Raw genomic sequence first — 23,051 nt, forward strand, 5'->3', positions numbered from 1 at the left:
GGAACGGGCTCCCTCTAAAGTGGGCCCACGTTACCCAGCGAAGCCGGCTATCTCAAGGGCAATGCCGGGCCCGGGGAGGAAATCGGATGATTCGTTGCAAGCGTGCCTACGAACCGGCTGCGCAGGACGATGGTCACCGGGTGCTGGTGGACCGCCTGTGGCCACGGGGGATTCGCAAGGAAGACCTGCACATGGAGCAGTGGGCCAAGGACGCCTCGCCGTCCAACGAACTGCGCCAGCGTTTCCATCACGATCCGAGTCTGTTCGAGGACTTCCAGCAGGCCTACCACCGCGAGCTGAATGCTCATCCTGAGCATTGGATGGGGCTGCTCGACCTCGCGCGCAAGGGCACGCTGACATTGCTCTATGCGGCCAGGGACGAGGAGCGCAATAACGCACAGGTGCTGGCTGATTTCCTTGAGGATGAGCTGGAGAAGCAGGGGGACGGGAGTTCGCCCGTCTGCTATGCCGGCAAGACCGAGTAGATCGTACGGCGCCCGCGAGAACGTAGGGCGTATAACGTTCGACGTTATACGCCGTTTGACCTGGGCTCGAGGTACTCCGAGCTTGGCCCTGGCACTCGCTACGGATCACGGTGTATCGGCGTACAACCGCGAACGGTTGTACGCCCTACGCTTGGCGCCCTTGGCTTACCAGATCTTGTATACCTGCCCAGTCTGCGCACCTTCCACGCTGCGGGCGAAGCCCAGGGCCGCATCGGCGGCCGGCACCGGCTTGAAACCACGGAAGAACGGCGCGTAGCCCTCCATCGATTCCACCAGCACGTTCGGGCTGACCGCGTTGATCCGCTGGCCGCGCGGCAGCTCCAGGGCGGCGCTGCGCACGAAGCCTTCCACCGCGCCGTTGACCAGACTGGCCGAGCTGCCCAGCACGATGGGCTGCTCGCTGAGGATGCCGGTGGTGAGGGTGAAGGAGGCACCGTCGTTGGCGTACTGGCTGCCAATCAGCACCAGGTTCACCTGGCCCATCAGCTTGTCCTTCAGACCGATCGCCATTTCCTCTTCGCCCATTTCCGAAAGCTTGCCGAAATGCACCTTGCCGGCGGCGCTGATCAGGGCGTCGAAGCCACCGGTCTGCTCGAACAGCGCGCGGATCGAGGCGCTGTCGGTGATGTCCACGCGCAGGTCGCCGCTGCTGCGGCCAACGCGGATGATTTCATGGCGCCGGCCCAGTTCGTTGGCGACCGCCTGGCCGAGAGTGCCGCTGGCACCGATCAGGATGATTTTCATGAAGGCTCCGAAGGATTGGGTTGAACACGGCTTCAGAGTAGTGTGACATTCTGTTTTGATAATCATGCTAATCGACAACCTTTGGTTTTCATATGGAAACAATTGCCAGCGATCTGGAAGACCTCTCCGCCTTCGCCGTGCTGCTGGAGTGCGGCAGTTTCACCCGCGCGGCGGAGCGCCTGGGCTGCAGCAAGGGGCAGTTGTCCAAGCGCATCTCGGCGCTGGAACAGGCGCTGGGCGCGACCCTGCTGCACCGCACCACGCGGCGCCTGTCGCTGACCGCTGCCGGGGCGGCGCTGTTGCCCGAGGCCCAGGCGCTCAATGCCCAGGCGGCGCGGGCGCGGCAGGCGGTGCTGGCGTTGCAGGACGAGGCGCGGGGCACGGTGCGCTTGAGCCTGCCGGTGTCCCTGGGGGAGACTTTCTTCGATGCCTGGCTGATGGAATTTTCCCGCGAGTACCCGGAGATCCGCCTGGAGCTGGACCTGTCCAATACCCTGCGTGACCTGGTCGCGGACGGCTTCGACCTGGCGATCCGCTCCGGCAGTCTGGCGGCGGACGAGCGCGTGGTGGCCAGGCCGCTGTTCGCCTTGCAGGAGCTGACCTGCGCCACGCCGGACTACCTGGCGCGCCACGGGGTGCCGCAGGCGCCGGAGGAGCTGGCCGGGCACTCCTGCCTGCAGAACACCCATTACCAGGACAGTGGCACCTGGCTCTATCAGCGACATCATGAACTGTTCCGCGTGGCGGTCAGCGGCCTGCTGGCGAGCAACCACTACACCTTGCTGAAGAAGGCGGCCTTGGCCGGCGCGGGCATCAGCCGGCTGCCGTCCTACATGATTCAGCAGGAATTGGCTGAAGGACGACTGGTCTGGCTGCTGCGCGACTATCAGACGCGCAGCCAGCCGGTGTTCCTCATCCATCCGTACCAGGGCCGCCTGCCGCGCCGCACGCAGCTGCTGGCAGGCTACCTGCTGCGCTGGTTCGAGCAGAGCCGGCAGCAGCTGGTCGCGCTGGAAGGCTGAAGGAAACTTCGTTCAGCTTCGTTCAGCATTGGTTCAGAGAGGGTTCAGGGGGAGTTCAGCGAGGGGCCAGTAGGCTTTGCCCATCCTTTTCGAACGCTCCCGAGGTCCACACCATGAACCGTTCCACGCTGCTGCTGACCGCTCTGTTCACCAGTGCCACCCTGGCCCTGACCGGTTGCGCATCCAATCTGTCGGGCTCGTCCTACTCCCGCGACGACGCCCGGGCGGTGCAAAACGTGCGCACGGGCACCATCGAATCCCTGCGCCCGGTACAGATCGAAGGCACCAAGACGCCCATCGGTACCCTGGCCGGCGCCGCAGTCGGCGGTATTGCCGGCAGCTCCATCGGCGGCGGTCGCGGCAGCACCATCGCCACCATCCTCGGCGGTGTCGCGGGCGGTGCAGCGGGCTCGGCGGTGGAGGAGGGCATCACCCGCAGCCAGGGCGTGGAGATCGTGGTTCGCGAAGACAGCGGCGCTACCCGCGCCTACGTCCAGGCGGTGGACCCGGCCCAGCAGTTCCGTGTCGGTGATCGTGTGCGCATCCTGACCGTCAATGGCGCCAGCCGCGTCGCCATCTGAGCGGAGGAAGCCTCATGCATCGCCTGTTGATCGCGCTGCTGCTGACGCTCGGCTGCGTCGCTGCCCAGGCCGAGAGTGGCGATTTCTGGTACTTGCAGACCAGCGTCTACACCACCCACTGGAGCCACGACCCGGATCACAACAATCACCAGGACCTGATCGGCCTGGAGCGCAATCGCGCCGATGGCGTCGTGTTCGGTGGTGCGACTTTCCGTAACTCCTTCAGCCAGCGCTCCAACTACGTCTATGCCGGCAAGCGCTTCGATTGGGAAGGCACGCCGTTCTACGCCAAGGTCACCGGTGGCGCGCTGCAGGGCTATCACGGCAAGTACCGCGACAAGATCCCGCTGAACCACTACGGCGTGGCGCCGGCGATCATTCCTTCGTTTGGCGCTCGCCTGGGGGCGGTCGGCACCGAGCTGGTGGTGCTGGGTAATTCCGCGGCGATGGTCAACGTCGGCGTGGGTTTCTGATCGTCACTGAACTGAAAACGGGCGAGGCTGGCGGTGAGTAGACTCCGCAGGCCTCGCCCGTTCCTGCTGGCGCTGGCGAATCAGCCGGCCACTTCCGTCAGGGCCTGATCCAGGCAATCGATGAACAGCTCGGCGTGCTCCTGTTCGAAGGCCAGCAGCGGGCGAATCTTCAGGATGTTTTCCATCGGGCCGGCGGCGCTGATCAGCACGCCGCGCTCGCGCATGGCGTTGACCACGCGGCGGGTCTGGCTGGCGGCCGGGGTCTTTGCGGCACGTTCGGCCACCAGTTCGACACCGAGGAACAGGCCCGCGCCGCGCACGTCACCGATCAGCTCATGGCGGTCGGCCAGCCGGCGGATACCTTCCAGCATGAAATTGCCGATGCGCTGCGAGCGCTCCTGCAACCGCTCGTCGCGGATCACATCCAGCACCGCCTGGGCCGCTGCGCAGGACACCGGGTTGCCGCCGAAGGTGTTGAAGTAGCGCACGTTGCGCCCGAAGCTTTCGAGGATATCCGCACGGGCCACCACGCCGGCGATGGGCTGGCCGTTGCCCATGGGCTTGCCGAGGGTGACCAGGTCCGGTTGCACGTCGTGGCGCTGGAAGCCCCACATGGCGTCGCCCGTGCGGGCGAAGCCGCTTTGCACTTCGTCGGCGATGTAGAGCAGGCCTTCCGACTGGGCAACCTTGACCGCTTCGGCGAGGAAGCCGGCCGGCTCCGGCAGCACGCCGTCGCTGGCGAAGATGCCGTCGAGCAGCAGCGCGGCAGGCTTGATGCCGTGGGCGCGCAGGTCGGCGATGGCGGCGCGCACGTCGTCGGCCAGGATCTTGCCGACGTTCTCCGCGCCCAGCCGGTAGGCGTCCGGCGCACGCACGGTGCGCGCGTGGGCGGGCAGGGTGATGCCGGAGCCCAGGGCGGGCGAGAGTTCGGAGATGTCGCCGGTGACGCCGTGGTAGGCGAAGCGGGTGATGATCACCCCGGTGCCGCCGGTGTAGTGGCGGGCGATGCGCAGGGCGAGGTCGTTGGCCTCGCTGCCGGTGCAGGTGAACATGACCTGTTCGAGGCCGGCGGGGAAGGTCGAGAGCAGGTCTTCGGCGTAGTCGAGGATGCCTTCCTGCAGGTAGCGGGTGTGGGTGTTCAGCACCGCCGCCTGGCTGGCGATGGCCTGCACCACGCGGGGGTGGCAGTGGCCGATGGAGGCGACGTTGTTGTAGGCGTCGAGGTAGCGGTTGCCCTGCTTGTCGTAGAGCCAGACGCCCTCGCCGCGCACGGTGTGCAGCGGGCGCTCGTAGAACAGCCGGTAGGCCGGGCCGAGCAGGCGCTCGCGGCGCTCGATCAGGCGACGTTCCTCGTCGCTCAGGCGGTCGGCGTCGGCCGGGCTGAATCCGTTGGGCATGGTCATGGACGGGGCTCCTCTTTACCGGTGGAGATCTGGCAGGCGGCGAAAATCTGCTCCTGGGCCTGTTCCCGGCTCAGGCGGGCCAGGCCTTGCAGGCTCTGCCAGGCGTGATGGGTGTTGCGCAGGATGTAGTCACGGTTCTCGGGGTGCAGGCTGGCGCGCCAGGCGGTGATGCACAGGGTCATGATCAAGCGCGTGGCGATCAGGTCGGCGAGGATTTCCTGCTCGGCCGCAAGCAAGGGGCGGCGGCGATGGTAGGCGGCGATCATTTCGCAGGCGGTGGCCAACGGCGCGTCCGGCTCGCCCACCTGGTAGGCGGCGGCGACGCCGAGGTCGTTGATCAGTGGCGCGTGGACCATGTCGCCGAAGTCGAGGATGTTGCGCAGCCGATCGGGATGCGCGGCGTCGACTATCACGTTGTGCGGGTTCAGGTCGTTGTGGATCACCTGAGCGCGCAGGGTGGCCTGGCGGGGCAGGGCGTGGCGTTCGAAGTTGTCGAGGAAGCGTTCGACCAGTGCGCGCTGCTCGCGGTCCTCGATGTAGGTCAGCAGGCGGCGCAGGCGCGAGGCGTGCTTCAGGTCCCAGAGCAGCTCGTGGCCGGACGCCGGGTGCTCGAAGCCATCGAGGGCCAGGCCCAGGCGGGCCAGGGCGTCGCCGAGGTTCTCGCGCAGGGCGCGGCTGCGTTGCGGTACGCGGTGCAGCGGCAGTCCGTCGACGAAGGAGAACAGGCGGGCGAGCATCGGCTGGCCATCGACGACCACCGGAATCTGGTACTCACCGTTCAGCGAGGGGTAGACGCGCTGCACCGCCAGGGTCGGGTCGGCGGCCTCGACGCGCAGCAGGGCGCGAGTCTGGAAGTCCACTACCTGCGGGTCTTCCAGCGGGTGCGAGAGTTTCAGCAGGCGGTCGTCGCCGTGGCCGTGGCTGATGTGGAAGTTCAGATCGCGTTCGCCGGCGAGGCGGTGCAGGGTGCCGCGCTGGCCGAAATACTCCTCGGCGATGGCGGTGGCCTGGGCGTCGCTCACCTGGGCGGGGGCCGCTTCCAGGAGGTGGTCTTGAACGGGGGCGGTGTTGAGGGGCACGGGTACTTCTCCAGCGGGTCCAGCAGGTCAATCGTGCAGCGGCCTGGCGTATCGCGGGGCACCGCCCGACGCGAGGTCGGGCGGTGCCCCGGCGGTCACTTGCTCGCCCAGGCGTTGAAGCGTTGTTCCAGTTCCTCGCCGTGGTCGATCCAGAACTCGGTGTCCATGGCGCGCGCGTTTTCCAGGTTCTGCGGCGCGGTGGGCAGCTTGCCGGCGATGGCCGGGTCGATCAGCGGGATGGTGTTCTTGTTGGTCGGGCCGTAGGGGATGTTCTCGGCGAACACTTTCTGATGCTCGGGCTTGTTGGCCAGGGCGATGAACTGCTCGGAGAGCTCCTTCTTCGGGCTGCCCTTGACGATGGCCCAGTGGTCCAGGTCGTAGATGCTGCCGTTCCACTGGATGGCGAAGTCGCGGCCCTCCTTCTGCGCGGTGGCGACGCGGCCGTTGTAGGCGCTGGTCATCACCACGTCGCCGGCGGCCAGCCACTGCAGCGGTTGCGCGCCGGCTTCCCACCACTGGATGTAGGGCTTGAGTTCGTCGAGTTTCTTGAAAGCGCGATCAACGCCTTCCTTCGTACCCAGCACCTTGTACAGGTCGGCCTGTTTCACGCCGTCGGCTTCCAGGGCGAACTCCAGGGTGAACTTGGCGCCACGGCGCAGGCCGCGCTTGCCCGGGTATTTCTTCACGTCCCAGAAGTCGGCCCAGCTGGTCGGTGCGCTGGCGAGCTTCTTGGCGTCGTAGGTGAGCACGGTGGACCAGATGAAGATGCCCACGCCGCAGTCGCTCACGGCGGCGTCGAGGAAGTCCTCGCGCTTGCCCAGCTTCGACCAGTCGAGCTGCTCGAACAGGCCTTCGCTGCAGCCGCGCATCAGTTCCGGGGACTCCACTTCGACCACGTCCCAGCTGGTCTTGCCGGTGTCGGCCATGACTTTGATCTTGGCCATCTCGCCGTTGTACTCGGCGCCCTGGACGGTGACCTTGGCCTGTTGCTCGAAGGGTTTGTAGAAGGCCTTTTCCTGGGCCACCTTGTTATCGCCACCGAAGGACACCACGGTCAGTGTCTCGGCGTGGAGCTGGGCGGCGCCGCCGGCCAGCATCATCAGTGCTACGGCTTTCTTGAACATGCGAGTACTCCTGGTCGGGCCAATCCGGCCCATGAAAAAGAGGGCAGCTTCAAGAGAGGGGCTGGGACGGCCCGAGCTGGCAGGCCGACCGGTCGCCCGTTGGCTCAGGGTGAGGAGCGCGCGGAACAGGTACGGTCGAGCATGGGATGTCCTCCAGTTTCTTGTTGTTGTTCGGAATCGGATGACGCGGGGAGGGATTTAAACATCTTCCAAAACATGATGCATCATGTTTTTATTTGAGCCATCGCTCACCTCGGACGTTGCACTTCACAGGGGGATTCACCATGAACCAGAGCAAGACCTTGTTACTGACCGGCGCCAGCCGCGGCATCGGTCACGCCACGGTGAAACACTTCAACGCCGCCGGCTGGCGCGTATTCACCGCCTCGCGCCAGGACTGGAGCGCCGAATGCCCCTGGGCCGAGGGGCTGATCAACCATATCCACCTGGACCTGGAAGACATCGACAGCGTCCAGGCCAGCCTGCCGCAGATCCGCGAGAAGCTCGGCGGCCAGCTGCACGCGCTGGTGAACAATGCCGGTATCTCGCCCAAAGGTCCGGAAGGGGAGCGCCTGGGCGTGCTGGAGAGCGACTACGCCACCTGGCTGAAGGTGTTCAACGTCAACCTGTTCTCCACCGCCTTGCTGGCGCGCGGGCTGTTCGATGAGCTGAAGGCGGCCAAGGGCTCGGTGATCAACGTCACCTCCATCGCCGGTTCGCGGGTGCATCCCTTCGCCGGTGTCGCCTACGCCTGCTCCAAGGCGGCGCTGGCCGCGCTGACCCGCGAGATGGCCCACGACTTCGGCCCGCATGGCGTACGGGTCAACGCCATCGCGCCCGGGGAGATCGATACCGCGATCCTGTCCTCGGGGACCGAACTGATCGTCGAGCGCGACATTCCCATGCACCGCCTGGGCAAGCCGGAGGAGGTCGCCTCGCTGATCCACTTCCTCTGCACCAGCGGCGCGTCCTATGTGAATGGCGCGGAAATCCACGTCAACGGCGGCCAGCATGTCTGATCCCGCTGGCATCCCTGGCGCCCAATCCGCATCATGCGCGTCTGCATGCCGCGCCATGTGACGAGACTGCGATGAGAAAGCGATGAACTACCCGATCGAAGGGCTGAACCATTCCTACCTGGGCAGCGGCGTCTACGCGCTGCTGCGCGAGGCGCTGATCACCGGCCGCTTCAAGCCGGACGACCGCCTGCGCATCCGCGACCTGGCCCAGCAACTGGGGACCAGCGTGACCCCGGTGCGCGACGCGATCCTGCAGCTGGCCAAGGAACAGGCACTGGTGCTCAAGACGCCGCGCGACATCCGCGTGCCGCTGCTCACCCGCGAGCAATACCTGGAGATCCGCAGCATCCGCATCGCCCTCGAAGGGTTGGCGGCCGAGACGGCTGCCGCCAGGGCCAGCGTCGAGCAGCTGGATGAACTGGAGGCCAACATCCGCGACAACCTCGAGGCGATCCACGCCGATGACACGGTGTCGGCGCTCAAGCTCAACCAGGCTTTCCACTTCGCTCTGGCCGACATCGCCGGGATGCCACTGCTGCGCGCCTTCCTCGACAGCCTGTGGATGCGCACCGGCCCGCTGATCGCTCAGGCCTACGCCGACTTCAACGAGCGCATGGCCGTCGAGCACCACTGGGAAGTGCTGCGGGCGCTGCGCGAAGGCGACGGCGCCGCCGCCCGCGCGGCCATTCATACCGACCTGGTCGACGGTAGCGAGAAGATGCTGGAGTTCATTGCCCAGAGCGAGGCGGAGGACTGAGCTGCACGTTGCAGGGAGGCTATGCCGACACCCAGTCTTCCAGGCGCAGCCCCGGAACCCGTTCGAATTCCCGCAGGTTGTTGCTGACCAGGATCAGACCCAGCGATCGCGCATGCCCGGCAATCATCTGGCCGTAAGGGCCGATGGGAGTGCCGGCTTTGGCAAGCTCAGCTCGTAGCTGGCCAGTATGGGCGGCTGCGTTGGCATCGTAGGAAAGGACTTCGAGACGGGCTGCGAAACCCTCCACCACGGCGAGGTTTCGCTCCGGAGCGGCGGATTTTTCCGCGCCGTAGATCAACTCCATCAAGGTCACCGAGCTGATGCACAGTTGTCCGTGATGGCGGTTGAAGGCATCGCGCACGGCCTGCGGTTTGTTCTTGATGGTGAAGATGCAGATGTTGGTATCGAGCAGGTACTTGAGCATCAGAAACCTTCCCGTTCCTGCTCGGCGGGCTGTTCCCGGTCGGCCATGAAGTCATGGCTGACGTCTTCGCCATCAAACCAGCTGTCCCAGCTTTCACCGGCGGGGCTGATGATGCGAGTTCGTCCTACGGCCACCACGTCCACACGCTTGACGTCGTCGGGCAGGGCAACGGCCTTGGGCAGGCGCACGGCTTGGCTGCGATTGCTCTGGAAGACGGAGCCTTGGTCCATGATCGGTCTCCATGGGGGAAAAAGGTGCTTCCATGCTAGGTGGAATCAGGGATATGTCAATGGGATATACATCTCTGCTCCACAGGACGCCCAATAAAAAACGGCCCCGAAGGGCCGTTTTTCGTTGCAGCGCGGGACGTCAGCCGCCGAGGTACGCGTCGCGCACCTTGGGGTTCACCAGAAGGTTGGCGCCGGTGTCCTGCATGACGATGCGGCCGTTCTCCAGCACGTAGCCACGGTCGGCGAGCTTGAGCGCCTGGTTGGCGTTCTGCTCGACGAGGAAGACGGTTACGCCTTCCTGGCGCAGCTGTTCGACGATGTCGAAGATCTGCTGGATGATGATCGGCGCAAGACCCAGGGACGGCTCGTCGAGCAGCAGCAGCTTGGGCTTGCTCATCAGCGCACGGCCGATGGCAAGCATCTGCTGTTCACCACCGGACATGGTGCCGCCGCGCTGGTTGAAGCGTTCCTTCAGGCGCGGGAAAAGTGCCAGGACTTTGTCCATCTGCTCCTGGTAATCGCCCTTGCTGGTGAAGAAGCCGCCCATGGCCAGGTTCTCTTCCACGGTCAGGCGGGCGAACACGCGACGGCCTTCCGGCACGACGGCGATGCTCTTGCGCATGATCATGGAGGATTCCTGGCCGACCAGCTCCTCGCCCAAGTACTTGATGCTGCCCGAGGCGGCGCGTGGCGAGCCGCAGAGGGTCATCAGCAGGGTCGACTTGCCGGCGCCGTTGGCGCCGATCAGGGTGACGATCTCGCCCTGTTGGACTTCCATGCTGACGTCGTGCAGCGCCTGGATCTTGCCGTAGAAGGTGGAAACCTTGTCGAACTTCAGCATGACTCAGGCCTCCCCCAGATAGGCTTTGATCACATCCGGGTTGCCGCGGATCTGCTCCGGGGTGCCGTCGGCCAGGGGCGTGCCCTGGTTGATCACGTAGATATGGTCGGAAATGCTCATCACCAGCTTCATGTCGTGCTCGATGAGCAGCACGGTGACGCCGTGTTCGGCACGCAGCATGGCGATCAGCGCCTTCAGGTCCTCGGTTTCCCGCGGGTTCAGGCCGGCCGCCGGTTCGTCCAGCATCAGCAGCTGCGGACGGGTCATCATGCAGCGGGCGATCTCCAGGCGGCGCTGTTGGCCGTAGGCGAGGGTGCCCGCCGGACGGTTGGCGATGTCCTTGAGGTTGACGATTTCCAGCCACTGCGCGGCGTAGTCCAGCGCTTCCGCCTCACGACGGCGGAAGGCCGGCGTCTTGAACAGACCCGCGAGGAAGTTGGTGTTGAGGTGGCGGTGCTGGGCAACCAGCAGGTTCTCCACCGCGGTCATTTCCTTGAACAGACGAACGTTCTGGAAAGTCCGCACCACGCCCTTGTGGGCGATCTTGTGGCCGGGCAGGTCCTGCACGGCTTCGCCACGCAGGAGGATTTCACCGCCGGTGGGCTGGTAGAAGCCGGTCAGGCAGTTGAACACGGTGGTCTTGCCGGCGCCGTTGGGGCCGATCATCGAGACCACCTGCTTTTCCTTCACGTTCAGCGCCACGCCGTTGACGGCCAGCAGGCCGCCGAAGCGCATGGTCAGGCCGCTTACTTCAAGAATGGTCTGGCTCATTTGCGCAACTCCAGATGCGGACGCTGCATGGGCAGCAGGCCCTGCGGACGCCAGATCATCATCAGCACCATGATGGCGCCGAACATCAGCATGCGGTACTCGCTGAACTCACGCATGAGTTCGGGCAGCAGGATCATCACCACGGCAGCGAGGATCACGCCCAGCTGCGAACCCAGACCACCCAGCACGACGATGGCGAGGATGGTCGCCGACTCGATGAAGGTGAAGGATTCCGGCGTCACCAGACCCTGGCGCGCGGCGAAGAAGCTGCCGGCGAAACCGGCGAAGCAGGCGCCGAGGGTGAAGGCGGAGAGCTTGATGATGGTCGGGTTCAGACCCAGGGCGCGGCAGGCGATCTCGTCTTCGCGCAGGGCTTCCCAGGCACGGCCCAGGGGCATGCGCAGCAGACGGTTGATCACGAACAGCACCAGCAGCACCAGCAGCAGCGCGACCAGGTAGAGGAACACGACCTTGTAGTTCGAGTTGTAGGCGATGCCGAAGAACTCGTGGAAGGTCTGCATCCCCTCGGGGGCGCGGCGCTCGAAGGTTAGGCCGAACAGGCTCGGCTTCTCGATGTTGCTGATGCCGTTGGGGCCGCCGGTGAGCCAGGTGAGGTTACGCAGCAGGATACGGATGATCTCGCCGAAGCCCAGGGTCACGATCGCCAGGTAGTCGCCGCGCAAGCGCAGCACTGGGAAACCGAGGATGAAGCCGAAGAAGGCTGCCATCAGGCCGGCGATCGGCAGGCAGGTCCAGAAGCCCAGGCCGTAGTAGTGCGAGAGCAGCGCATAGCTGTAGGCGCCGACGGCGTAGAAGCCGACGTAACCCAGGTCGAGCAGGCCAGCCAGACCGACCACGATGTTCAGGCCCAGACCGAGCAGAACGTAGATCAGGATCAGCGTGGCGATGTCCACCGCGCCGCGCGAGCCGAAGAACGGCCAGGCGAGGGCGACGACGATCATGCCGAGGATGATCTTGCGCTGTACCGAGGAGTGGGTCAGACGTTCGGCGAGCTTGGTGTGCGGTCTGGACAGGAACTGGCGGGTGCTGGTCACGAAATGGAATTTGTCGCGTACCAGTTGCCAGACGAACATGGCTGCCGCGCACGCGGCGATGACCCACAGGGTGGTGTGGCTTACGCCTTCCAGCTGCAGGCCGATGCCGATCACGCTGAGCTTCACGCCGAGCACCGGGTAGGCGACGGCCATCACCAGCAGGGCGCTGAAGAATGCTGTCTTGAGTTTCTGGCTCATACCTTTTCCACCTCCGGGCGGCCGAGGATGCCGGTGGGGCGGAAGAGCAGGACGAGCACCAGCAGGGTGAACGCCACCACGTCCTTGTACTGGTCACCGAACACGTCGGCGCCGAAGGCTTCGGCAACGCCGAGCACCAGCCCGCCGAGCATGGCGCCCGGGATGCTGCCGATGCCACCCAGTACCGCGGCGGTGAACGCCTTGATGCCGGCCAGGAAGCCGATGTGCGGGTTGATCACGCCATACTGCATACCCAGCAGCACCGCAGCCACGGCGGCCAGGGTGGCGCCGATGACGAAGGTCAGGGCGATGATGTTGTTGGTGTTGATGCCCAGCAGGTTGGCCATCTTCAGGTCCTCGGCGCAGGCGCGGCAGGCGCGGCCCAGACGGGAACGGGAGATGAACATGGACAGCCCGTACATGGTCAGCAGGGTGATGATGAAGATCAGCACCTGCATGTACGAGATGGTCACGCCGGTCATTTCGTCGGCGCCGATCACGAAGTTGCCCGGCAGCAGGTTGGGTATGGCCTTGTCCTTGGAGTCCTGGGCGAGCAGGACCTCGTTCTGCAGGAAGATCGACATGCCGATCGCGGAGATCAGCGGAATCAGTCGGTTGCTTCCGCGCAGGGGGCGGTAGGCGATCCGTTCGATACCGTAGCCGTAGGCACTGGTGACGATGATGCTCGCGGCGAAGGTGCAGATGATGACGACAGGAAGACTCACGATTCCCATCATCGCCAGCCCCGTGATCACGATGAAGGCTACGTACGAGCCGATCATGTAGACCTCGCCATGGGCGAAGTTGATCATGCCGATGATGCCGTAGACCATGGTGTAGCCGATGGCGATCAGGGCATAGGTGCTGCCGACGGTGAGGCCGTTGATCAGCTGTTGCAGATAGTGATAGAGATCAGGCATTACCTAACTCCTCGGGCGTCGCGTGAAGCGGCGCTTGTGGCGCGACGGACCCCCGGAATACTCGGATAAACAAAGCCCACTGCAGGTGCAGTGGGCTTTGTGTGTCGGCGGGTGGCTTACTTGGCTTCGGTCTTGGTGCCGTCCTTGTGCCACTGGTAGACCACGAAGTTGAAGTTCTTCAGGTCGCCCTTCTCGTCGAAGGCCAGGTCGCCGGTGGGGGTAGCGAAGGTGTTCGCGCGCAGGGCCGCTGCCACCTTGTCGGTTTCCTCGCTGCCGGCTTTCTTGATGCCTTCGGCGATGACTTCGACAGCGGCGTAGGCCGGGAACACGAACGGACCGCTCGGGTCTTCGTTCTTGGCCTTGAAGGCGTCAACCAGACCCTTGTTCTTCGGATCCTGGTCGAAGGACTTCGGCAGGGTCACGTACAGGCCTTCGGAAGCCGGGCCGGCGATGGCGGAGATTTCCTTGTTGCCGACGCCTTCCGGACCCATGAAGCCGACCTTCAGGCCCTTCTCGCTGGCCTGGCGCAGGAGCAGGCCCAGTTCCGGGTGGTAGCCGCCGTAGTAGACGAAGTCCACCTTGGCTTGCTTGAGCTTGGCGATCATCGCGGAGAAGTCCTTGTCGCCGGCGTTGATGCCTTCGAACAGCGGAACCTTGATGCCGGCGCCTTCCAGGGTCTTCTTCACGGCAGTGGCGATGCCTTCGCCGTACTGCTGCTTGTCGTGGATCACGGCCACGGACTTGGGCTTGATGTGCTCGGCGATGAACTTGCCGGCGGTCGGGCCCTGCAGGCTGTCCAGGCCGATGGTGCGGAAGATCAGCTTGTAGCCGCGGGAGGTGATGTCCGGGCTGGTGGACGCCGGGGTGATCATGATCACGCCTTCGTCTTCGTAGATGTCGGATGCCGGTTGAGTGGAGCTGGAGCAGAGGTGGCCAACCACGAACTTGATGCCATCGTTGACGACTTTGTTGGCTACGGCCACGGCTTGTTTCGGATCGCAAGCGTCGTCGTAGACCACGCCTTCCAGTTGCTTGCCGTCTACGCCGCCAGCCTTGTTGATCTGCTCAATGGCCATTTTCGCGCCAACGAATTGCATCTCCCCGTACTGGGCGACGGCGCCGGTCACCGGGCCGGCCAGAGCGATCTTGATGGTGTCGGCGGCCATGGAGTAGCTGGCAACGCCGGCGAGTGCCATGGCGGTGAACAGCTGGGAAAGACGCTGAGTACCCTTTTTCATAGTGCTCCACTCTTCTTGTGTTATTCGTTTTTGTAGTCCTGGTCGCCTGGACGTCCGGACCGGGATTGCCCCGGACAGGCCCACCGGCAACTGTACCGGTACAGTGTAGAGTGCCGCTTTACCGCTTGAAAAGCGGGGGGCGGCGGGCTGGCCGAGCGCATGTCGCATGATTGACACAAACGTACAGAAAAACGGCGCCTGCCAGATTTGTCCCTTAGGGTTTTCCGTCATCCAGAAAGCAGCGTCCGAACCTTGCCTGGCGCGGCCTCGGCGCTATCATGGCGCCGATCGTTTACCAGGTGAGATCCATGACTGAACAAGCTAGCACCCTCTATGCCAAGTTGCTTGGCGAAACCGCAAAGATTTCCTGGCAGGAACTTGCGCCCTTCTTCGCCCGCGGCAACTTGCTCAAGGTCGGGGCTGGCGTCGACCTGGTAGAGGTTGCGGTGGGCGTGGCGGAGGATGACAAGGCCAAGGTCGCTGCCTGGCTGGCCAGTGGTGAGCTGAGCAAGGTCGACGTAATCCAGGCGGAGGATTTCCTCGCCCGTGATCCGGAACTCTGGGCCGTGGTGATCGCGCCCTGGGTGCTGGTTCAAGAAAGAGTTCGAAAAGACGTCCTGCACTGATACAGAACGATTTCCAATTCATAAAGGCGGGCTAGACTGTCTGGATTCCATCGAAGGAGATTCGCCATGTTCGAACCGGGCCATCTGCACCTCCAGGCCATGCCGGGGCTGGACCAGCAGGAAATTGACGCTCACATCTACTACGAAATTCGCAAGGATGCGGAGAAGGGCACCTACGTGCACTTCACCATGAAAGGCGAAATCGACCGCAATGCCTTCACCGAAGAGTGGGACATGCCCAAGGAGCAGGCCTTCAACTTTGCCAGCGATGCCACCCGCATTGCGCAGAAGCATGGCCTGCACCCGCGCTTCGGCGCCGTCGTGCGCAATCACAAGGAATACGATGCGATGTTCGAGGACATCCGTCAGAAGCTGGGCACGCACTATGGCGACCCGGTAGACCTCGACGAGGTAATTCGCTGAGGCGAAGCGGAAAGAGCGTAAAAAGCCCGGCCATGTGCCGGGCTTTTTGTTGCGCGCCGTTTCCGTTGGGGGAGCAGCGTAGGGCGTACAACCGTTCGAGGTTGTACGCCGATTCACCGGCGCCATCGTCCGCGTCATGGTTGGGTTTGGTCGAGTCAATCCCGCGCGGGGTGGGCCAAGGCTAATCGGCGTATAACGCGGAGCGTTATGCGCCCTACGTTTCTGTCGACCGGATGCGCGGTTGTAGGGGCCTCAGTTGCTCACCCAGCGCTGCCGCGCCCAGGCGCTCAGCGTATCGACGCCCAGCACCAGCAACAGCATGGCGAGAATCACCGTCGCCGCCTGGGCCTGCTGGAACAGGCTGAGGCTGAAGTAGAGCATCTGCCCCAGGCCGCCAGCGCCGACGAAGCCGAGCACGCTGGCCATGCGGATATTGTTCTCCCAGCGGTACAGGGTGTAAGCCACCAGCTGCGGCCAGACGCCGGGCAGGGTGCCGTAGGCGAATGCGGCGATGCGCCCGCCGCCGGCCAGGCGCACGGCTTCGGCCGGGGCGCTCGGGGTGTTTTCCAGTGCCTCGGCGAACAGCCGGCCGAGCACGCCGCCGGTGTGCAAGGCCAGGGCCAGGGTGCCGGCGTTCGGCCCCAGTCCAGCGGCCAGTACCATCAGTGCACCCCATACCAGCTCCGGCACAGCACGCAGGGCGTTGAGCAGCAGCCGCGCCAGGCTCTGGCTGATGCGGCCGAAACGGCCCGCGGCGGGCAGGGCGACCAGCAAGCCGATCAGCACCGCCAGCAAGGTGCCGATGGCCGACATGGCCAGGGTTTCCAGGGCGCCCTGGCCGACGGCGGCAAGGTGCGAGGCGGACAGGTCCGGGGAGAGGAAGTCCCGGGCGTAGTCGAGCATCTGGCCGGCCCCGCGTGCGCTGAACAGCCCGCCGGTGTCCATTTCCAGATAGGCGAACGAGGTGACCACGGCGATCACCACGACGAGCAGCCAGGCCAGGCCGCGCAGCAATCCGCTCATTCCAGCCTCCCGCGCAGGAAGCGGCTGAGCAGGTCGGCGCCCAGCACCAGCACCAGGAAGGTCAGGAGGATGCTCGCCACTTCACCACCGGCGAACATGCGCAGTGACAGGTCGATCTGCTGGCCGAGGCCGCCGGCGCCGACGAAGCCCATCACCACCGAGGCGCGGATCGCGCATTCCCAGCGGTAGACGGTGTAGGAAATCAGTTCCGGCGCCGCCGAGGGCAGCACGCCGTAGGCGAAGGCCTGCAGGCGCGAGCCACCGCCCAGCAGCACGGCACGGGTCGGGCGCGGGTCCACCGATTCGAAGATTTCCGCGTAGACCTTGCCGAGCATGCCGCCATAGGTAATGGCGATGGCCAGCACGCCTGCGGTGGGGCCCAGGCCCACAGCGCGGACGAACAGCAGCGCCCAGACGATTTCCGGCACGCTGCGCAGCAGGATCAGCAGGCCGCGCACCGGCCAGCGCAACGCGCGCGCCCACCAGGCCGGCAGGCCGCCACGGGGCAGGGCGGAGATCGACAGCGCGCGGGTGGCCAATAGCGAGGCGGGGAAAGCGATCAGCCAGGCCAGTGCCATGCCGGCGGTGGCGATGGCCAGGGTTTCCAGCGTTGCGCGGCCGAGCAGGCCGAGAAACTCACCGTCATGGGCCGGTGGCCAGAATCCGCCGAGGAAGTTGGCCATGGTGCGCGCGTTGTCGCCGCTGAACAGGCTGGCGATGTCCAGTTCGGAGAGGCGCAGGCCCGGCCACAGCAGCGCCAGGGCGAGCAGCGTAAGCAGCAGGCGCGGCAGCGCGGCGGGGTCGCGGGGTGGGCTCTTCGAGAACGCAGGGTTCAGCATCGCGGAATCTGCACCACCATCGGCTTGCCCACCGGCGAGGCGCTGTCCTGCCGACCGAGTTGTTCGTTGGCGTAGAGCGCCCGCAGGTCGTCCGGGGTGACTCTGTCCGCCGGCTTGTCGAAGGCGATGCGACCGTCGCGCACACCGACGATGCGCGGGAAATGCTCCATCGCCAGGTCCACCGCGTGCAGGCTGGCCAGTAGCGTGACGCCACGACTCTGTGCTTCGCGGGTGAGCACGCCGAGGGTGTGGCCGGCGAGGACCGGGTCCATGGCCGAGACGGGTTCATCCGCCAACAGCACTTCGGGCTGCTGGTACAGCGCGCGGGCGATACCGACCCGTTGCAGCTGGCCGCCGGAGAGCTGGTCGCAGCGTACGAACAGCTTGTCGCCCAGGTCCAGGCGCTGCAGTTCGGCGCGGGCACCGACGCTGTCGAGCGGGTAGAGCAGGCTGGCCAGGCTTTTGACCAGCGACCACTGGCCAAGGCGGCCGGCGAGCACGGCAGTGATCACCCGTTGGCGCGGTGGCAGCGGCGGCGCCTGGTGCACCAGCGCGACGCGGGCGCGCAGGCGCTGGCGTGCAGCACCACCCAGCGCCCAGGGTTGGACGCCAAGCAGTTCGAAGCTGCCCGCCGAGGGTTTCAGGGCGGTGGCCAGGATTCGCAGCAGGGTGGTTTTGCCGGCGCCCGAAGGGCCGATGATCGCCACCCGTTCGCCGGCCTCGACCACAAGGTCGAGGCCGGCGAGCGAACGCTGGCCGTTGGCGTGGATGTGCTCCACGCCGGTCAGTCGCAAGGTCACTTCAGGAGGCCGGCGGCGCGAGCCGACTCCTCGATACCCTTGTAGTTCTCAGGCTTGGTCTCGATGAAGCGGCTGGCCGCCTGCAGATCGAGGATTTCCTTGTCGCGCGGCTTGCTCGGGTCGAGGGCGAGGAAGGCTTTCTTGATCTTCTCGGCCAGCGCCGGGTCGAGGTTGCCGCGCACGGTCCAGTTGTAGTCGTAGTAGGTCGGGGTGGTGGCGAAGACCTTTACCTTGTTGGTGTCGACCTTGCCGGCGTCGACCAGCTTCTGCCACACGGAGGCGTTCAGCACGCCAGCGTCGACCTTGCCGGCCTGGACCCAGGCGACGGTGGCGTCGTGGGCGCCGGAGTAGGCCACGCGAGAGAAGAACTGCTCGGGCACCACGCCGTCCTTCTGCATGAAGTAGCGCGGCATCAGGCTGCCGGAGGTGGACGACACGGAACCGAAGGCGAAGGTCTTGCCCTTCAGGTCCTGGATCGACTTCACGTTCGGGTCGGCGGTGATGAATTTGCTGGTGAACTGCTGGTCCTGCTCACGCTGTACCAGCGGGATGGCGTTGCCGGTCTTCAGGCGCGCCTGGACGAAGGTGAAGCCGCCCAGCCAGGCCATGTCCAGGCGATCGGAAGCCAGGGCTTCGACCACGCCGGCATAGTCGGATACCGGGATGAACTTCACGGGCATGCCCAGTTGTTCTTCCAGGTAGGCGCCCAGCGGCTTGAATTTGCGCAGCAGCTCGGTAGGGGCTTCGTCAGGGATGGCCGAGACCTTCAGTTCCTTCAGGGCTTCGGCGTGAGTCACGGATGCAGCAAAGGACAGCGCAAAGCAGGCGGCGAGCGCCAGGGTGCGTTTCAGCATGGAGCAGTCTCCGGTTCAATAGCGGAAAAAGCCTGGGAAGTTTAGCGGCGGTCTGCCCGCGTATTCCCCGACCTAGGGTATACGCACTGCCGGCAGGCTCGGCCTTGGGCCTCGCGGGGGTTAAGATGGCCGCCCCCGTGCCCGCTATTTTGCCTCACAGGAGTTACACATGTCTGCCCTGCCTTCCATTGCTTTCGCCGGCCTCGGTCTGATGGGCGTGCCTATGTCCCGCCGCCTGCTCGCCGCCGGCTACCCGCTGAGCGTGTGGAACCGTTCCGCCGGCAAGCGCGAGCTGCTTGCCGGGGAGGGCGCCCGGGCCGTGGAGACGCCGGCGCAGCTGTGCGCAGACGCCGAGGTGGTGATGCTCTGCCTGGCCGATACCGCCGCGGTGCGCGAAGTGGTGTTCGGCGCGGGCGGCATTGTCGAGAGCGCACGCGCCGGCCAGGTGCTGGTGGACTTCTCCAGCCTGGAACCGGCCGCCACCCGCGAGATGGCCGCCGAACTGGAAGCCCGCACCGGCATGCGCTGGGTCGACGCGCCGGTGTCTGGTGGCACGCCGGGCGCGGAAGCTGGCACCCTGGCGATCATGGCCGGCGGTCGGGTCGAGGACATCGAACGCGTTCGACCGATCCTGGCCAACCTCGGCCAACGCCTGACGCGCATGGGGGATGTCGGCGCCGGGCAGGTGACCAAGGTGTGCAACCAGATGATTGTCGCCTGCAACGCGCTGGTGATCGCCGAGGTGGTGGCGCTGGCGGAGAAGTCCGGGGTCGATGCCTGCCTGATCGCCCCGGCGCTTGCCGGCGGCTTCGCCGATTCCAAACCCCTGCAGATTCTTGCGCCGCAGATGGCCGAAAGCCGGTTCGAGCCGGTGAAGTGGCACGTTCGCACGCTGCTCAAGGACCTCGATACCGCCGTGAAGCTTTCCCGCGAGGAAGGCTCGGCCACGCCCATGAGCGGCCTTGCCGCGCAACTGATGCGCCTGCACGGCAGCCAGGGCAATCTCGAACGCGACCCGGCTACCCTGGTCGAGCAATACCGTCAGTCGAAGGAATTCCAAGCATGAAACTCTGCGCCAACCTGTCCCTGTTGTTCACCGAAGTCCCGCTGTTGCAGCGTATCGACGCTGCCGCGAAAGCCGGCTTCGATGGCGTGGAAATCCAGTTCCCCTATGACATCCCGGCCGAGCAGTTGAAGGCCGCGCTGGATGACGCCGGCCTGCCGCTGGTGCTGATCAACCTGCCTGCCGGCGACCTGATGCAGGGCGGCCCGGGCCTGGCCGCCGTGCCGGAGCGCGCGGCGGAGTTCGAGGCGGCGCTGGCCCAGGCGCTGGAGTACGCCCGCATCGTCAAGCCGCAGCACGTGAACGTGCTGGCGGGCCGTCTGGTCGAGGGGCAGGAGCGCGAGGTGGCGCTGCAGACCCTGGCTGAACGCCTGCGCGCCACCTGCGATGCCTTCGCTGGCACCGGCACCGACGTGCTGATGGAAGCCATCAACTGCCACGACATGAAGGACTTCCTGATCAATACCCCCGAGCACCTGCAGGACATGCTCGAACGCGTGGCGCGGGAGAACCTGCGCGCGCAACTGGACCTCTACCACATGGCGCGCATGGGCCTGGAACTGGTGGATTGCATCTACGCGCTGATGGGGCAGATCGGCCACGTGCAGTTCGCCGACTATCCCGAGCGTGGTGAGCCGGGCTCCGGCGAGATGGATTTCGAGGTGCCGCTGCAAGTGCTCGGCGATGTCGGCTACGACGGCTGGCTGGGCGCGGAGTACCGCCCCACCGGCACCACCGCCGACTCGCTGCGCTGGCTGCCGCGCTGGCGTTCAGGCCTGATTGCGTAGCAGGGCCGAATCGCTGTCCTCGTGGTAGGCGTCGAGGAAATCCACCAGCGCGGCGAAGGGCAGGGGGCGGCTGAACAGGTAGCCCTGCGCCAGTTCGCAGTGGTTGTCGCGCAGGAAGGCCAACTGCTGCGGATGCTCGACGCCCTCGGCGATCACCTTCAGGTGCAGCTTCTGCGCCATGGCAATGATCGCCTGGGCTATCTCGCTGTCCCGCTGGGACTGGGGAACGTCGCAGATGAAGGAACGGTCCACCTTCAAGGCATCCAGCGGTAGCTGGCGCAGGTACGACAGCGATGAATAGCCGGTGCCGAAGTCGTCGATCGACAGGCTCACGCCCAGTTCGCGCAGGCGATTGAGCAGCGGGATGGCCTGGTCGATGTTGGCCATCACCGCATTCTCGGTGACCTCCAGCTCCAGGTAGCGGGCCGGCAGGCCGGCGTCGTCCAGGGTGCGCTGCACTTCTTCCACCAGGCTGTCGCGGCCCAGGTTGCTGGCGCAGCAGTTCACCGCCACCCGTAGTTCGCCGAAGCCCAGGTCATGCAGGCGGCGCAGGTCCTTGCAGGCATGGCGGAGCACCCAGCTGTCCAGCGCGCCGATCAGGCCGTTGGCCACCGCCAGGTTGATGAAGCGGTCCGGCGACAGCAGGCCGTGGACCGGGTGCTTCCAGCGCACCAGCGCCTCCAGTTGTTCCACCCCGCCGCGGTCGATGCGCAGGATCGGCTGGTAATAGAGCACCAGCTCGTCGTCCCACAGCGCCTTGCGCAGTTCCTCTTCCAGTTGCAGTTCCTGGGTGGCCTTGGTCTTGAGGTGCGGGCTGAAGAAATGGGTGACGTTGCGCCCGTTGCCCTTGGACTGGTACAGCGCGAGGTCGGCGTGCTTGAGCAGTTCCTCGGCCTGCTCCCCGTCGTTGGGGAACAGGCTGATGCCAACGCTCAGGGTCATCACCAGGCTGCGCCCGGCGGTGGTGATGGGCTCCTTCATGCGCTGCATCAGGCGCTGGGAGAGGATGCGCGCTTCGTGATCCTCACCCAGGTCCGCGAGGATGCAGAACTCGTCGCCGCCGAAGCGGGCCAGCAGGTCGGAGCCGCGCAGGGCGCTGCGAATGCGCCCGGAGACGATGCACAGCAGCTCGTCACCGGCGGCGTGGCCGAGGGAGTCGTTGACCCGCTTGAAGTGGTCCAGGTCCAGCAGGATCACCGCCATGCCCTGGCCTTTCTTGCGGTTGCGCTCCAGGCGCAGGGCGAATTCTTCGTTCAGTGCTGTGCGATTGTGCAGCCCGGTCAGTCCGTCGAAGCGCGCCAGCTGCTGCAACGAGGCATTGGCGTGGTCAAGCTGGCTGAGCAGGGTGTTGACCCGGTTCAGCTCGCTTTCCTTACTGGCCAGGCTCTCGTCGATCCAGGCCGCCCAGAGCCCGGCGAGCACCACCGCCAGGGCCAGCAGGCCGACCATCAGGCCGAGCTGGATGGCGTTGCCCTGGGCGGCATCGGCAACCGGTACGACCCAGCTGGGCAGTGTCAGGGTCAGCGCCGCCATGCCGGTGAAGTGCATGCCGGCGATGGCGCCGCCAAGCATCAGGCTGGCGATGATCTGGTAGACCCACTGGTGCTCGGCGGGCTGTCGGTTAAGGACGGGAGTGAGAACCAGTGCGGCATAGGCCACCAGGATCGCCAGAAGGACCGAAAGCCCCACCAGGGTGGGATCGTAATGCTGCATGGGCGGCGCCTGGATGGCCGCCATTCCGGTGTAGTGCATGCCGGCGATGCTCGCGCCGATGCAGCAGGCGGCCAGCAGGTGTTGCACGGGGCTGAGCCCGGCTCGGACGAGCAGGCGCATTGCGATCACCGAGGTGCCGATGGCGATGAGCAGCGACAGCAGGGTCAGGCCGGTGCTGAAGTGCACCGGCACCGCGGGGCGGAAGGCGAGCATGGCGACGAAGTGCATCGACCAGATGCCGCTACCCAGGCAGATGCCACCCACCCACTGCCAGCGCCGGGCTTGTTGGGGCATGCGCAGCATCAGGCTGGCGATGCTCAGGGCGACGTAGCTGGCGGCACAGGCGATCAGGATGGACAGCAGCACCAGACCGGGATTGTGGGTGCACTCCAACAGCACAGCGTCGGGTACGGCGTCCTTCTGCCATTCCATAGCCGGGAGCTCCAGATGTCGGGAGGTGATCGGGGCGCGGTAGATATCACTTTGATGTCAGTCTAGGGGGTGGTCATTGCCCTGCAAGCCATGACCGGCGTTTCC

General features: G+C 65.5%; 26 protein-coding genes. 10 read left to right on the top strand and 16 right to left on the bottom strand.

Annotated elements, in window-relative coordinates; genetic code table 11:
* The first annotated feature begins 86 nt into the window (after positions 1 to 86).
* On the top strand, positions 87 to 485 hold the full coding sequence (locus ACNFBT_RS09375) for a DUF488 domain-containing protein (RefSeq protein WP_416748634.1): 399 nt from the start codon (positions 87 to 89) through the stop codon (positions 483 to 485).
* A gap of 165 nt (positions 486 to 650) precedes the next feature.
* On the opposite strand, the gene ACNFBT_RS09380 is transcribed toward ACNFBT_RS09375, so the two are convergent.
* Positions 651 to 1,250 (bottom strand): short chain dehydrogenase, encoded by a 600-nt coding sequence (locus ACNFBT_RS09380; RefSeq protein WP_416748636.1) that lies wholly within the window; start codon positions 1,248 to 1,250, stop codon positions 651 to 653.
* A 92-nt stretch (positions 1,251 to 1,342) separates the two neighbouring features.
* Between ACNFBT_RS09380 and ACNFBT_RS09385 the strand changes: the two genes are divergently transcribed.
* From ACNFBT_RS09385 to ACNFBT_RS09395, 3 genes are all read left to right on the top strand, one after another.
* Positions 1,343 to 2,272, top strand: a complete 930-nt coding sequence (locus ACNFBT_RS09385; protein WP_416748638.1) for a LysR family transcriptional regulator — start codon at positions 1,343 to 1,345, stop codon at positions 2,270 to 2,272.
* A gap of 113 nt (positions 2,273 to 2,385) precedes the next feature.
* Positions 2,386 to 2,853, top strand: a complete 468-nt coding sequence (locus ACNFBT_RS09390) for a glycine zipper 2TM domain-containing protein (protein WP_416748640.1) — start codon at positions 2,386 to 2,388, stop codon at positions 2,851 to 2,853.
* A 14-nt stretch (positions 2,854 to 2,867) separates the two neighbouring features.
* Entirely contained in the window at positions 2,868 to 3,326 is a 459-nt protein-coding gene (locus tag ACNFBT_RS09395; protein ID WP_416748642.1) for a sn-glycerol-3-phosphate transporter, read from the top strand.
* 80 nt (positions 3,327 to 3,406) lie between these two features.
* Here the strand turns inward: ACNFBT_RS09395 and ACNFBT_RS09400 are convergent, their stop codons facing one another.
* The 3 genes from ACNFBT_RS09400 to ACNFBT_RS09410 all read right to left on the bottom strand — a co-directional run bounded on the left by ACNFBT_RS09400 (position 3,407) and on the right by ACNFBT_RS09410 (position 6,932).
* Entirely contained in the window at positions 3,407 to 4,729 is a 1,323-nt protein-coding gene (locus ACNFBT_RS09400) for an aspartate aminotransferase family protein (protein WP_416748643.1), read from the bottom strand.
* The gene (locus tag ACNFBT_RS09405; RefSeq protein ID WP_416748645.1) at positions 4,726 to 5,808 is read right to left on the bottom strand and encodes a phosphotransferase; all 1,083 of its coding nucleotides are present in this window, start codon (positions 5,806 to 5,808) and stop codon (positions 4,726 to 4,728) included. The genes ACNFBT_RS09400 and ACNFBT_RS09405 overlap by 4 nt, the downstream gene beginning before the upstream one ends.
* Positions 5,809 to 5,903: 95 nt before the next feature.
* Entirely contained in the window at positions 5,904 to 6,932 is a 1,029-nt protein-coding gene (locus ACNFBT_RS09410) for an ABC transporter substrate-binding protein (protein ID WP_416748647.1), read from the bottom strand.
* Positions 6,933 to 7,216: 284 nt separating this feature from the next.
* On the opposite strand from ACNFBT_RS09410, the gene ACNFBT_RS09415 reads away from it, so the two are divergent.
* A complete protein-coding gene (locus ACNFBT_RS09415; RefSeq protein ID WP_416748649.1) occupies positions 7,217 to 7,951 on the top strand; it encodes an SDR family NAD(P)-dependent oxidoreductase in 735 nt (244 codons plus the stop codon).
* An 82-nt stretch (positions 7,952 to 8,033) separates the two neighbouring features.
* On the top strand, positions 8,034 to 8,708 hold the full coding sequence (locus ACNFBT_RS09420) for a GntR family transcriptional regulator (RefSeq protein WP_416748651.1): 675 nt from the start codon (positions 8,034 to 8,036) through the stop codon (positions 8,706 to 8,708).
* A 19-nt stretch (positions 8,709 to 8,727) separates the two neighbouring features.
* Here the strand turns inward: ACNFBT_RS09420 and vapC are convergent, their stop codons facing one another.
* The 7 genes from vapC to ACNFBT_RS09455 all read right to left on the bottom strand — a co-directional run bounded on the left by vapC (position 8,728) and on the right by ACNFBT_RS09455 (position 14,385).
* Complete coding sequence (gene vapC / locus ACNFBT_RS09425; protein ID WP_416748653.1) at positions 8,728 to 9,132, bottom strand: type II toxin-antitoxin system tRNA(fMet)-specific endonuclease VapC; 405 nt, start codon at positions 9,130 to 9,132, stop codon at positions 8,728 to 8,730.
* Positions 9,132 to 9,362 carry a type II toxin-antitoxin system VapB family antitoxin gene (vapB, locus tag ACNFBT_RS09430; RefSeq protein ID WP_416748655.1) on the bottom strand — a complete coding sequence of 77 codons (231 nt, stop codon included), beginning with the start codon at positions 9,360 to 9,362 and terminating at the stop codon, positions 9,132 to 9,134. The genes vapC and vapB overlap by 1 nt, the downstream gene beginning before the upstream one ends.
* 139 nt (positions 9,363 to 9,501) lie before the next feature.
* A complete protein-coding gene (locus ACNFBT_RS09435; RefSeq protein WP_416748657.1) occupies positions 9,502 to 10,203 on the bottom strand; it encodes an ABC transporter ATP-binding protein in 702 nt (233 codons plus the stop codon).
* 3 nt (positions 10,204 to 10,206) lie between these two features.
* Positions 10,207 to 10,974, bottom strand: a complete 768-nt coding sequence (livG, locus tag ACNFBT_RS09440) for a high-affinity branched-chain amino acid ABC transporter ATP-binding protein LivG (protein WP_416748659.1) — start codon at positions 10,972 to 10,974, stop codon at positions 10,207 to 10,209.
* Positions 10,971 to 12,227: a high-affinity branched-chain amino acid ABC transporter permease LivM gene (locus ACNFBT_RS09445; protein ID WP_416748661.1), complete on the bottom strand. Its 1,257-nt coding sequence runs from the start codon at positions 12,225 to 12,227 to the stop codon at positions 10,971 to 10,973. The genes livG and ACNFBT_RS09445 overlap by 4 nt, the downstream gene beginning before the upstream one ends.
* Entirely contained in the window at positions 12,224 to 13,147 is a 924-nt protein-coding gene (gene livH, locus ACNFBT_RS09450; protein WP_416748663.1) for a high-affinity branched-chain amino acid ABC transporter permease LivH, read from the bottom strand. The genes ACNFBT_RS09445 and livH overlap by 4 nt, the downstream gene beginning before the upstream one ends.
* 116 nt (positions 13,148 to 13,263) lie before the next feature.
* The gene (locus ACNFBT_RS09455; RefSeq protein ID WP_416748665.1) at positions 13,264 to 14,385 is read right to left on the bottom strand and encodes a branched-chain amino acid ABC transporter substrate-binding protein; all 1,122 of its coding nucleotides are present in this window, start codon (positions 14,383 to 14,385) and stop codon (positions 13,264 to 13,266) included.
* A gap of 308 nt (positions 14,386 to 14,693) precedes the next feature.
* Between ACNFBT_RS09455 and ACNFBT_RS09460 the strand changes: the two genes are divergently transcribed.
* On the top strand, positions 14,694 to 15,011 hold the full coding sequence (locus ACNFBT_RS09460) for a DUF2288 domain-containing protein (RefSeq protein ID WP_416748667.1): 318 nt from the start codon (positions 14,694 to 14,696) through the stop codon (positions 15,009 to 15,011).
* A gap of 66 nt (positions 15,012 to 15,077) precedes the next feature.
* Complete coding sequence (locus ACNFBT_RS09465) at positions 15,078 to 15,434, top strand: DUF5064 family protein (protein ID WP_416748669.1); 357 nt, start codon at positions 15,078 to 15,080, stop codon at positions 15,432 to 15,434.
* A gap of 252 nt (positions 15,435 to 15,686) precedes the next feature.
* Here the strand turns inward: ACNFBT_RS09465 and phnE are convergent, their stop codons facing one another.
* Genes phnE through ACNFBT_RS09485 form a run of 4 tightly spaced genes read right to left on the bottom strand, consistent with a single transcriptional unit; the run spans position 15,687 to position 18,950 of the window.
* Positions 15,687 to 16,457, bottom strand: a complete 771-nt coding sequence (phnE, locus tag ACNFBT_RS09470; RefSeq protein WP_416748671.1) for a phosphonate ABC transporter, permease protein PhnE — start codon at positions 16,455 to 16,457, stop codon at positions 15,687 to 15,689.
* On the bottom strand, positions 16,454 to 17,296 hold the full coding sequence (locus tag ACNFBT_RS09475; RefSeq protein WP_416748673.1) for a PhnE/PtxC family ABC transporter permease: 843 nt from the start codon (positions 17,294 to 17,296) through the stop codon (positions 16,454 to 16,456). Before ACNFBT_RS09475 ends, phnE begins: the two co-directional genes overlap by 4 nt.
* Positions 17,290 to 18,096 (bottom strand): phosphonate ABC transporter ATP-binding protein, encoded by an 807-nt coding sequence (locus ACNFBT_RS09480; RefSeq protein ID WP_416748675.1) that lies wholly within the window; start codon positions 18,094 to 18,096, stop codon positions 17,290 to 17,292. The genes ACNFBT_RS09475 and ACNFBT_RS09480 overlap by 7 nt, the downstream gene beginning before the upstream one ends.
* Positions 18,093 to 18,950 carry a putative selenate ABC transporter substrate-binding protein gene (locus ACNFBT_RS09485; RefSeq protein WP_416748677.1) on the bottom strand — a complete coding sequence of 286 codons (858 nt, stop codon included), beginning with the start codon at positions 18,948 to 18,950 and terminating at the stop codon, positions 18,093 to 18,095. Before ACNFBT_RS09485 ends, ACNFBT_RS09480 begins: the two co-directional genes overlap by 4 nt.
* 169 nt (positions 18,951 to 19,119) lie before the next feature.
* On the opposite strand from ACNFBT_RS09485, the gene ACNFBT_RS09490 reads away from it, so the two are divergent.
* Positions 19,120 to 20,016, top strand: coding sequence for an NAD(P)-dependent oxidoreductase (locus tag ACNFBT_RS09490; RefSeq protein WP_416748679.1), 897 nt, complete (start codon positions 19,120 to 19,122; stop codon positions 20,014 to 20,016).
* Complete coding sequence (locus tag ACNFBT_RS09495; protein ID WP_416748681.1) at positions 20,013 to 20,801, top strand: hydroxypyruvate isomerase family protein; 789 nt, start codon at positions 20,013 to 20,015, stop codon at positions 20,799 to 20,801. The genes ACNFBT_RS09490 and ACNFBT_RS09495 overlap by 4 nt, the downstream gene beginning before the upstream one ends.
* On the opposite strand, the gene ACNFBT_RS09500 is transcribed toward ACNFBT_RS09495, so the two are convergent.
* On the bottom strand, positions 20,784 to 22,946 hold the full coding sequence (locus tag ACNFBT_RS09500) for a putative bifunctional diguanylate cyclase/phosphodiesterase (RefSeq protein WP_416748683.1): 2,163 nt from the start codon (positions 22,944 to 22,946) through the stop codon (positions 20,784 to 20,786). The genes ACNFBT_RS09495 and ACNFBT_RS09500 overlap by 18 nt on opposite strands.
* Between the last annotated feature and the right edge of the window lie 105 nt (positions 22,947 to 23,051).

This window comes from Pseudomonas sp. NY15181, assembly GCF_048068055.1.
Classification (GTDB): domain Bacteria; phylum Pseudomonadota; class Gammaproteobacteria; order Pseudomonadales; family Pseudomonadaceae; genus Pseudomonas.

What these genes read in the sequence shown, in the direction of transcription:
- ACNFBT_RS09420 (WP_416748651.1), top strand. Translation starts at nt 8,034, where the DNA reads ATGAACTACCCGATCGAAGGGCTGAACCATTCCTACCTGGGCAGCGGC.
- ACNFBT_RS09390 (WP_416748640.1), top strand. Translation starts at nt 2,386, where the DNA reads ATGAACCGTTCCACGCTGCTGCTGACCGCTCTGTTCACCAGTGCCACC.
- ACNFBT_RS09415 (WP_416748649.1), top strand. Translation starts at nt 7,217, where the DNA reads ATGAACCAGAGCAAGACCTTGTTACTGACCGGCGCCAGCCGCGGCATC.
- ACNFBT_RS09380 (WP_416748636.1), bottom strand. Translation starts at nt 1,250, where the DNA reads ATGAAAATCATCCTGATCGGTGCCAGCGGCACTCTCGGCCAGGCGGTC.
- ACNFBT_RS09500 (WP_416748683.1), bottom strand. Translation starts at nt 22,946, where the DNA reads ATGGAATGGCAGAAGGACGCCGTACCCGACGCTGTGCTGTTGGAGTGC.
- livG (WP_416748659.1), bottom strand. Translation starts at nt 10,974, where the DNA reads ATGAGCCAGACCATTCTTGAAGTAAGCGGCCTGACCATGCGCTTCGGC.
- ACNFBT_RS09395 (WP_416748642.1), top strand. Translation starts at nt 2,868, where the DNA reads ATGCATCGCCTGTTGATCGCGCTGCTGCTGACGCTCGGCTGCGTCGCT.
- ACNFBT_RS09400 (WP_416748643.1), bottom strand. Translation starts at nt 4,729, where the DNA reads ATGACCATGCCCAACGGATTCAGCCCGGCCGACGCCGACCGCCTGAGC.
- phnE (WP_416748671.1), bottom strand. Translation starts at nt 16,457, where the DNA reads ATGAGCGGATTGCTGCGCGGCCTGGCCTGGCTGCTCGTCGTGGTGATC.
- ACNFBT_RS09385 (WP_416748638.1), top strand. Translation starts at nt 1,343, where the DNA reads ATGGAAACAATTGCCAGCGATCTGGAAGACCTCTCCGCCTTCGCCGTG.
- vapB (WP_416748655.1), bottom strand. Translation starts at nt 9,362, where the DNA reads ATGGACCAAGGCTCCGTCTTCCAGAGCAATCGCAGCCAAGCCGTGCGC.
- livH (WP_416748663.1), bottom strand. Translation starts at nt 13,147, where the DNA reads ATGCCTGATCTCTATCACTATCTGCAACAGCTGATCAACGGCCTCACC.
- ACNFBT_RS09465 (WP_416748669.1), top strand. Translation starts at nt 15,078, where the DNA reads ATGTTCGAACCGGGCCATCTGCACCTCCAGGCCATGCCGGGGCTGGAC.
- ACNFBT_RS09455 (WP_416748665.1), bottom strand. Translation starts at nt 14,385, where the DNA reads ATGAAAAAGGGTACTCAGCGTCTTTCCCAGCTGTTCACCGCCATGGCA.
- ACNFBT_RS09445 (WP_416748661.1), bottom strand. Translation starts at nt 12,227, where the DNA reads ATGAGCCAGAAACTCAAGACAGCATTCTTCAGCGCCCTGCTGGTGATG.
- ACNFBT_RS09485 (WP_416748677.1), bottom strand. Translation starts at nt 18,950, where the DNA reads ATGCTGAAACGCACCCTGGCGCTCGCCGCCTGCTTTGCGCTGTCCTTT.
- vapC (WP_416748653.1), bottom strand. Translation starts at nt 9,132, where the DNA reads ATGCTCAAGTACCTGCTCGATACCAACATCTGCATCTTCACCATCAAG.
- ACNFBT_RS09410 (WP_416748647.1), bottom strand. Translation starts at nt 6,932, where the DNA reads ATGTTCAAGAAAGCCGTAGCACTGATGATGCTGGCCGGCGGCGCCGCC.
- ACNFBT_RS09490 (WP_416748679.1), top strand. Translation starts at nt 19,120, where the DNA reads ATGTCTGCCCTGCCTTCCATTGCTTTCGCCGGCCTCGGTCTGATGGGC.
- ACNFBT_RS09435 (WP_416748657.1), bottom strand. Translation starts at nt 10,203, where the DNA reads ATGCTGAAGTTCGACAAGGTTTCCACCTTCTACGGCAAGATCCAGGCG.
- ACNFBT_RS09460 (WP_416748667.1), top strand. Translation starts at nt 14,694, where the DNA reads ATGACTGAACAAGCTAGCACCCTCTATGCCAAGTTGCTTGGCGAAACC.
- ACNFBT_RS09375 (WP_416748634.1), top strand. Translation starts at nt 87, where the DNA reads ATGATTCGTTGCAAGCGTGCCTACGAACCGGCTGCGCAGGACGATGGT.
- ACNFBT_RS09475 (WP_416748673.1), bottom strand. Translation starts at nt 17,296, where the DNA reads ATGCTGAACCCTGCGTTCTCGAAGAGCCCACCCCGCGACCCCGCCGCG.
- ACNFBT_RS09495 (WP_416748681.1), top strand. Translation starts at nt 20,013, where the DNA reads ATGAAACTCTGCGCCAACCTGTCCCTGTTGTTCACCGAAGTCCCGCTG.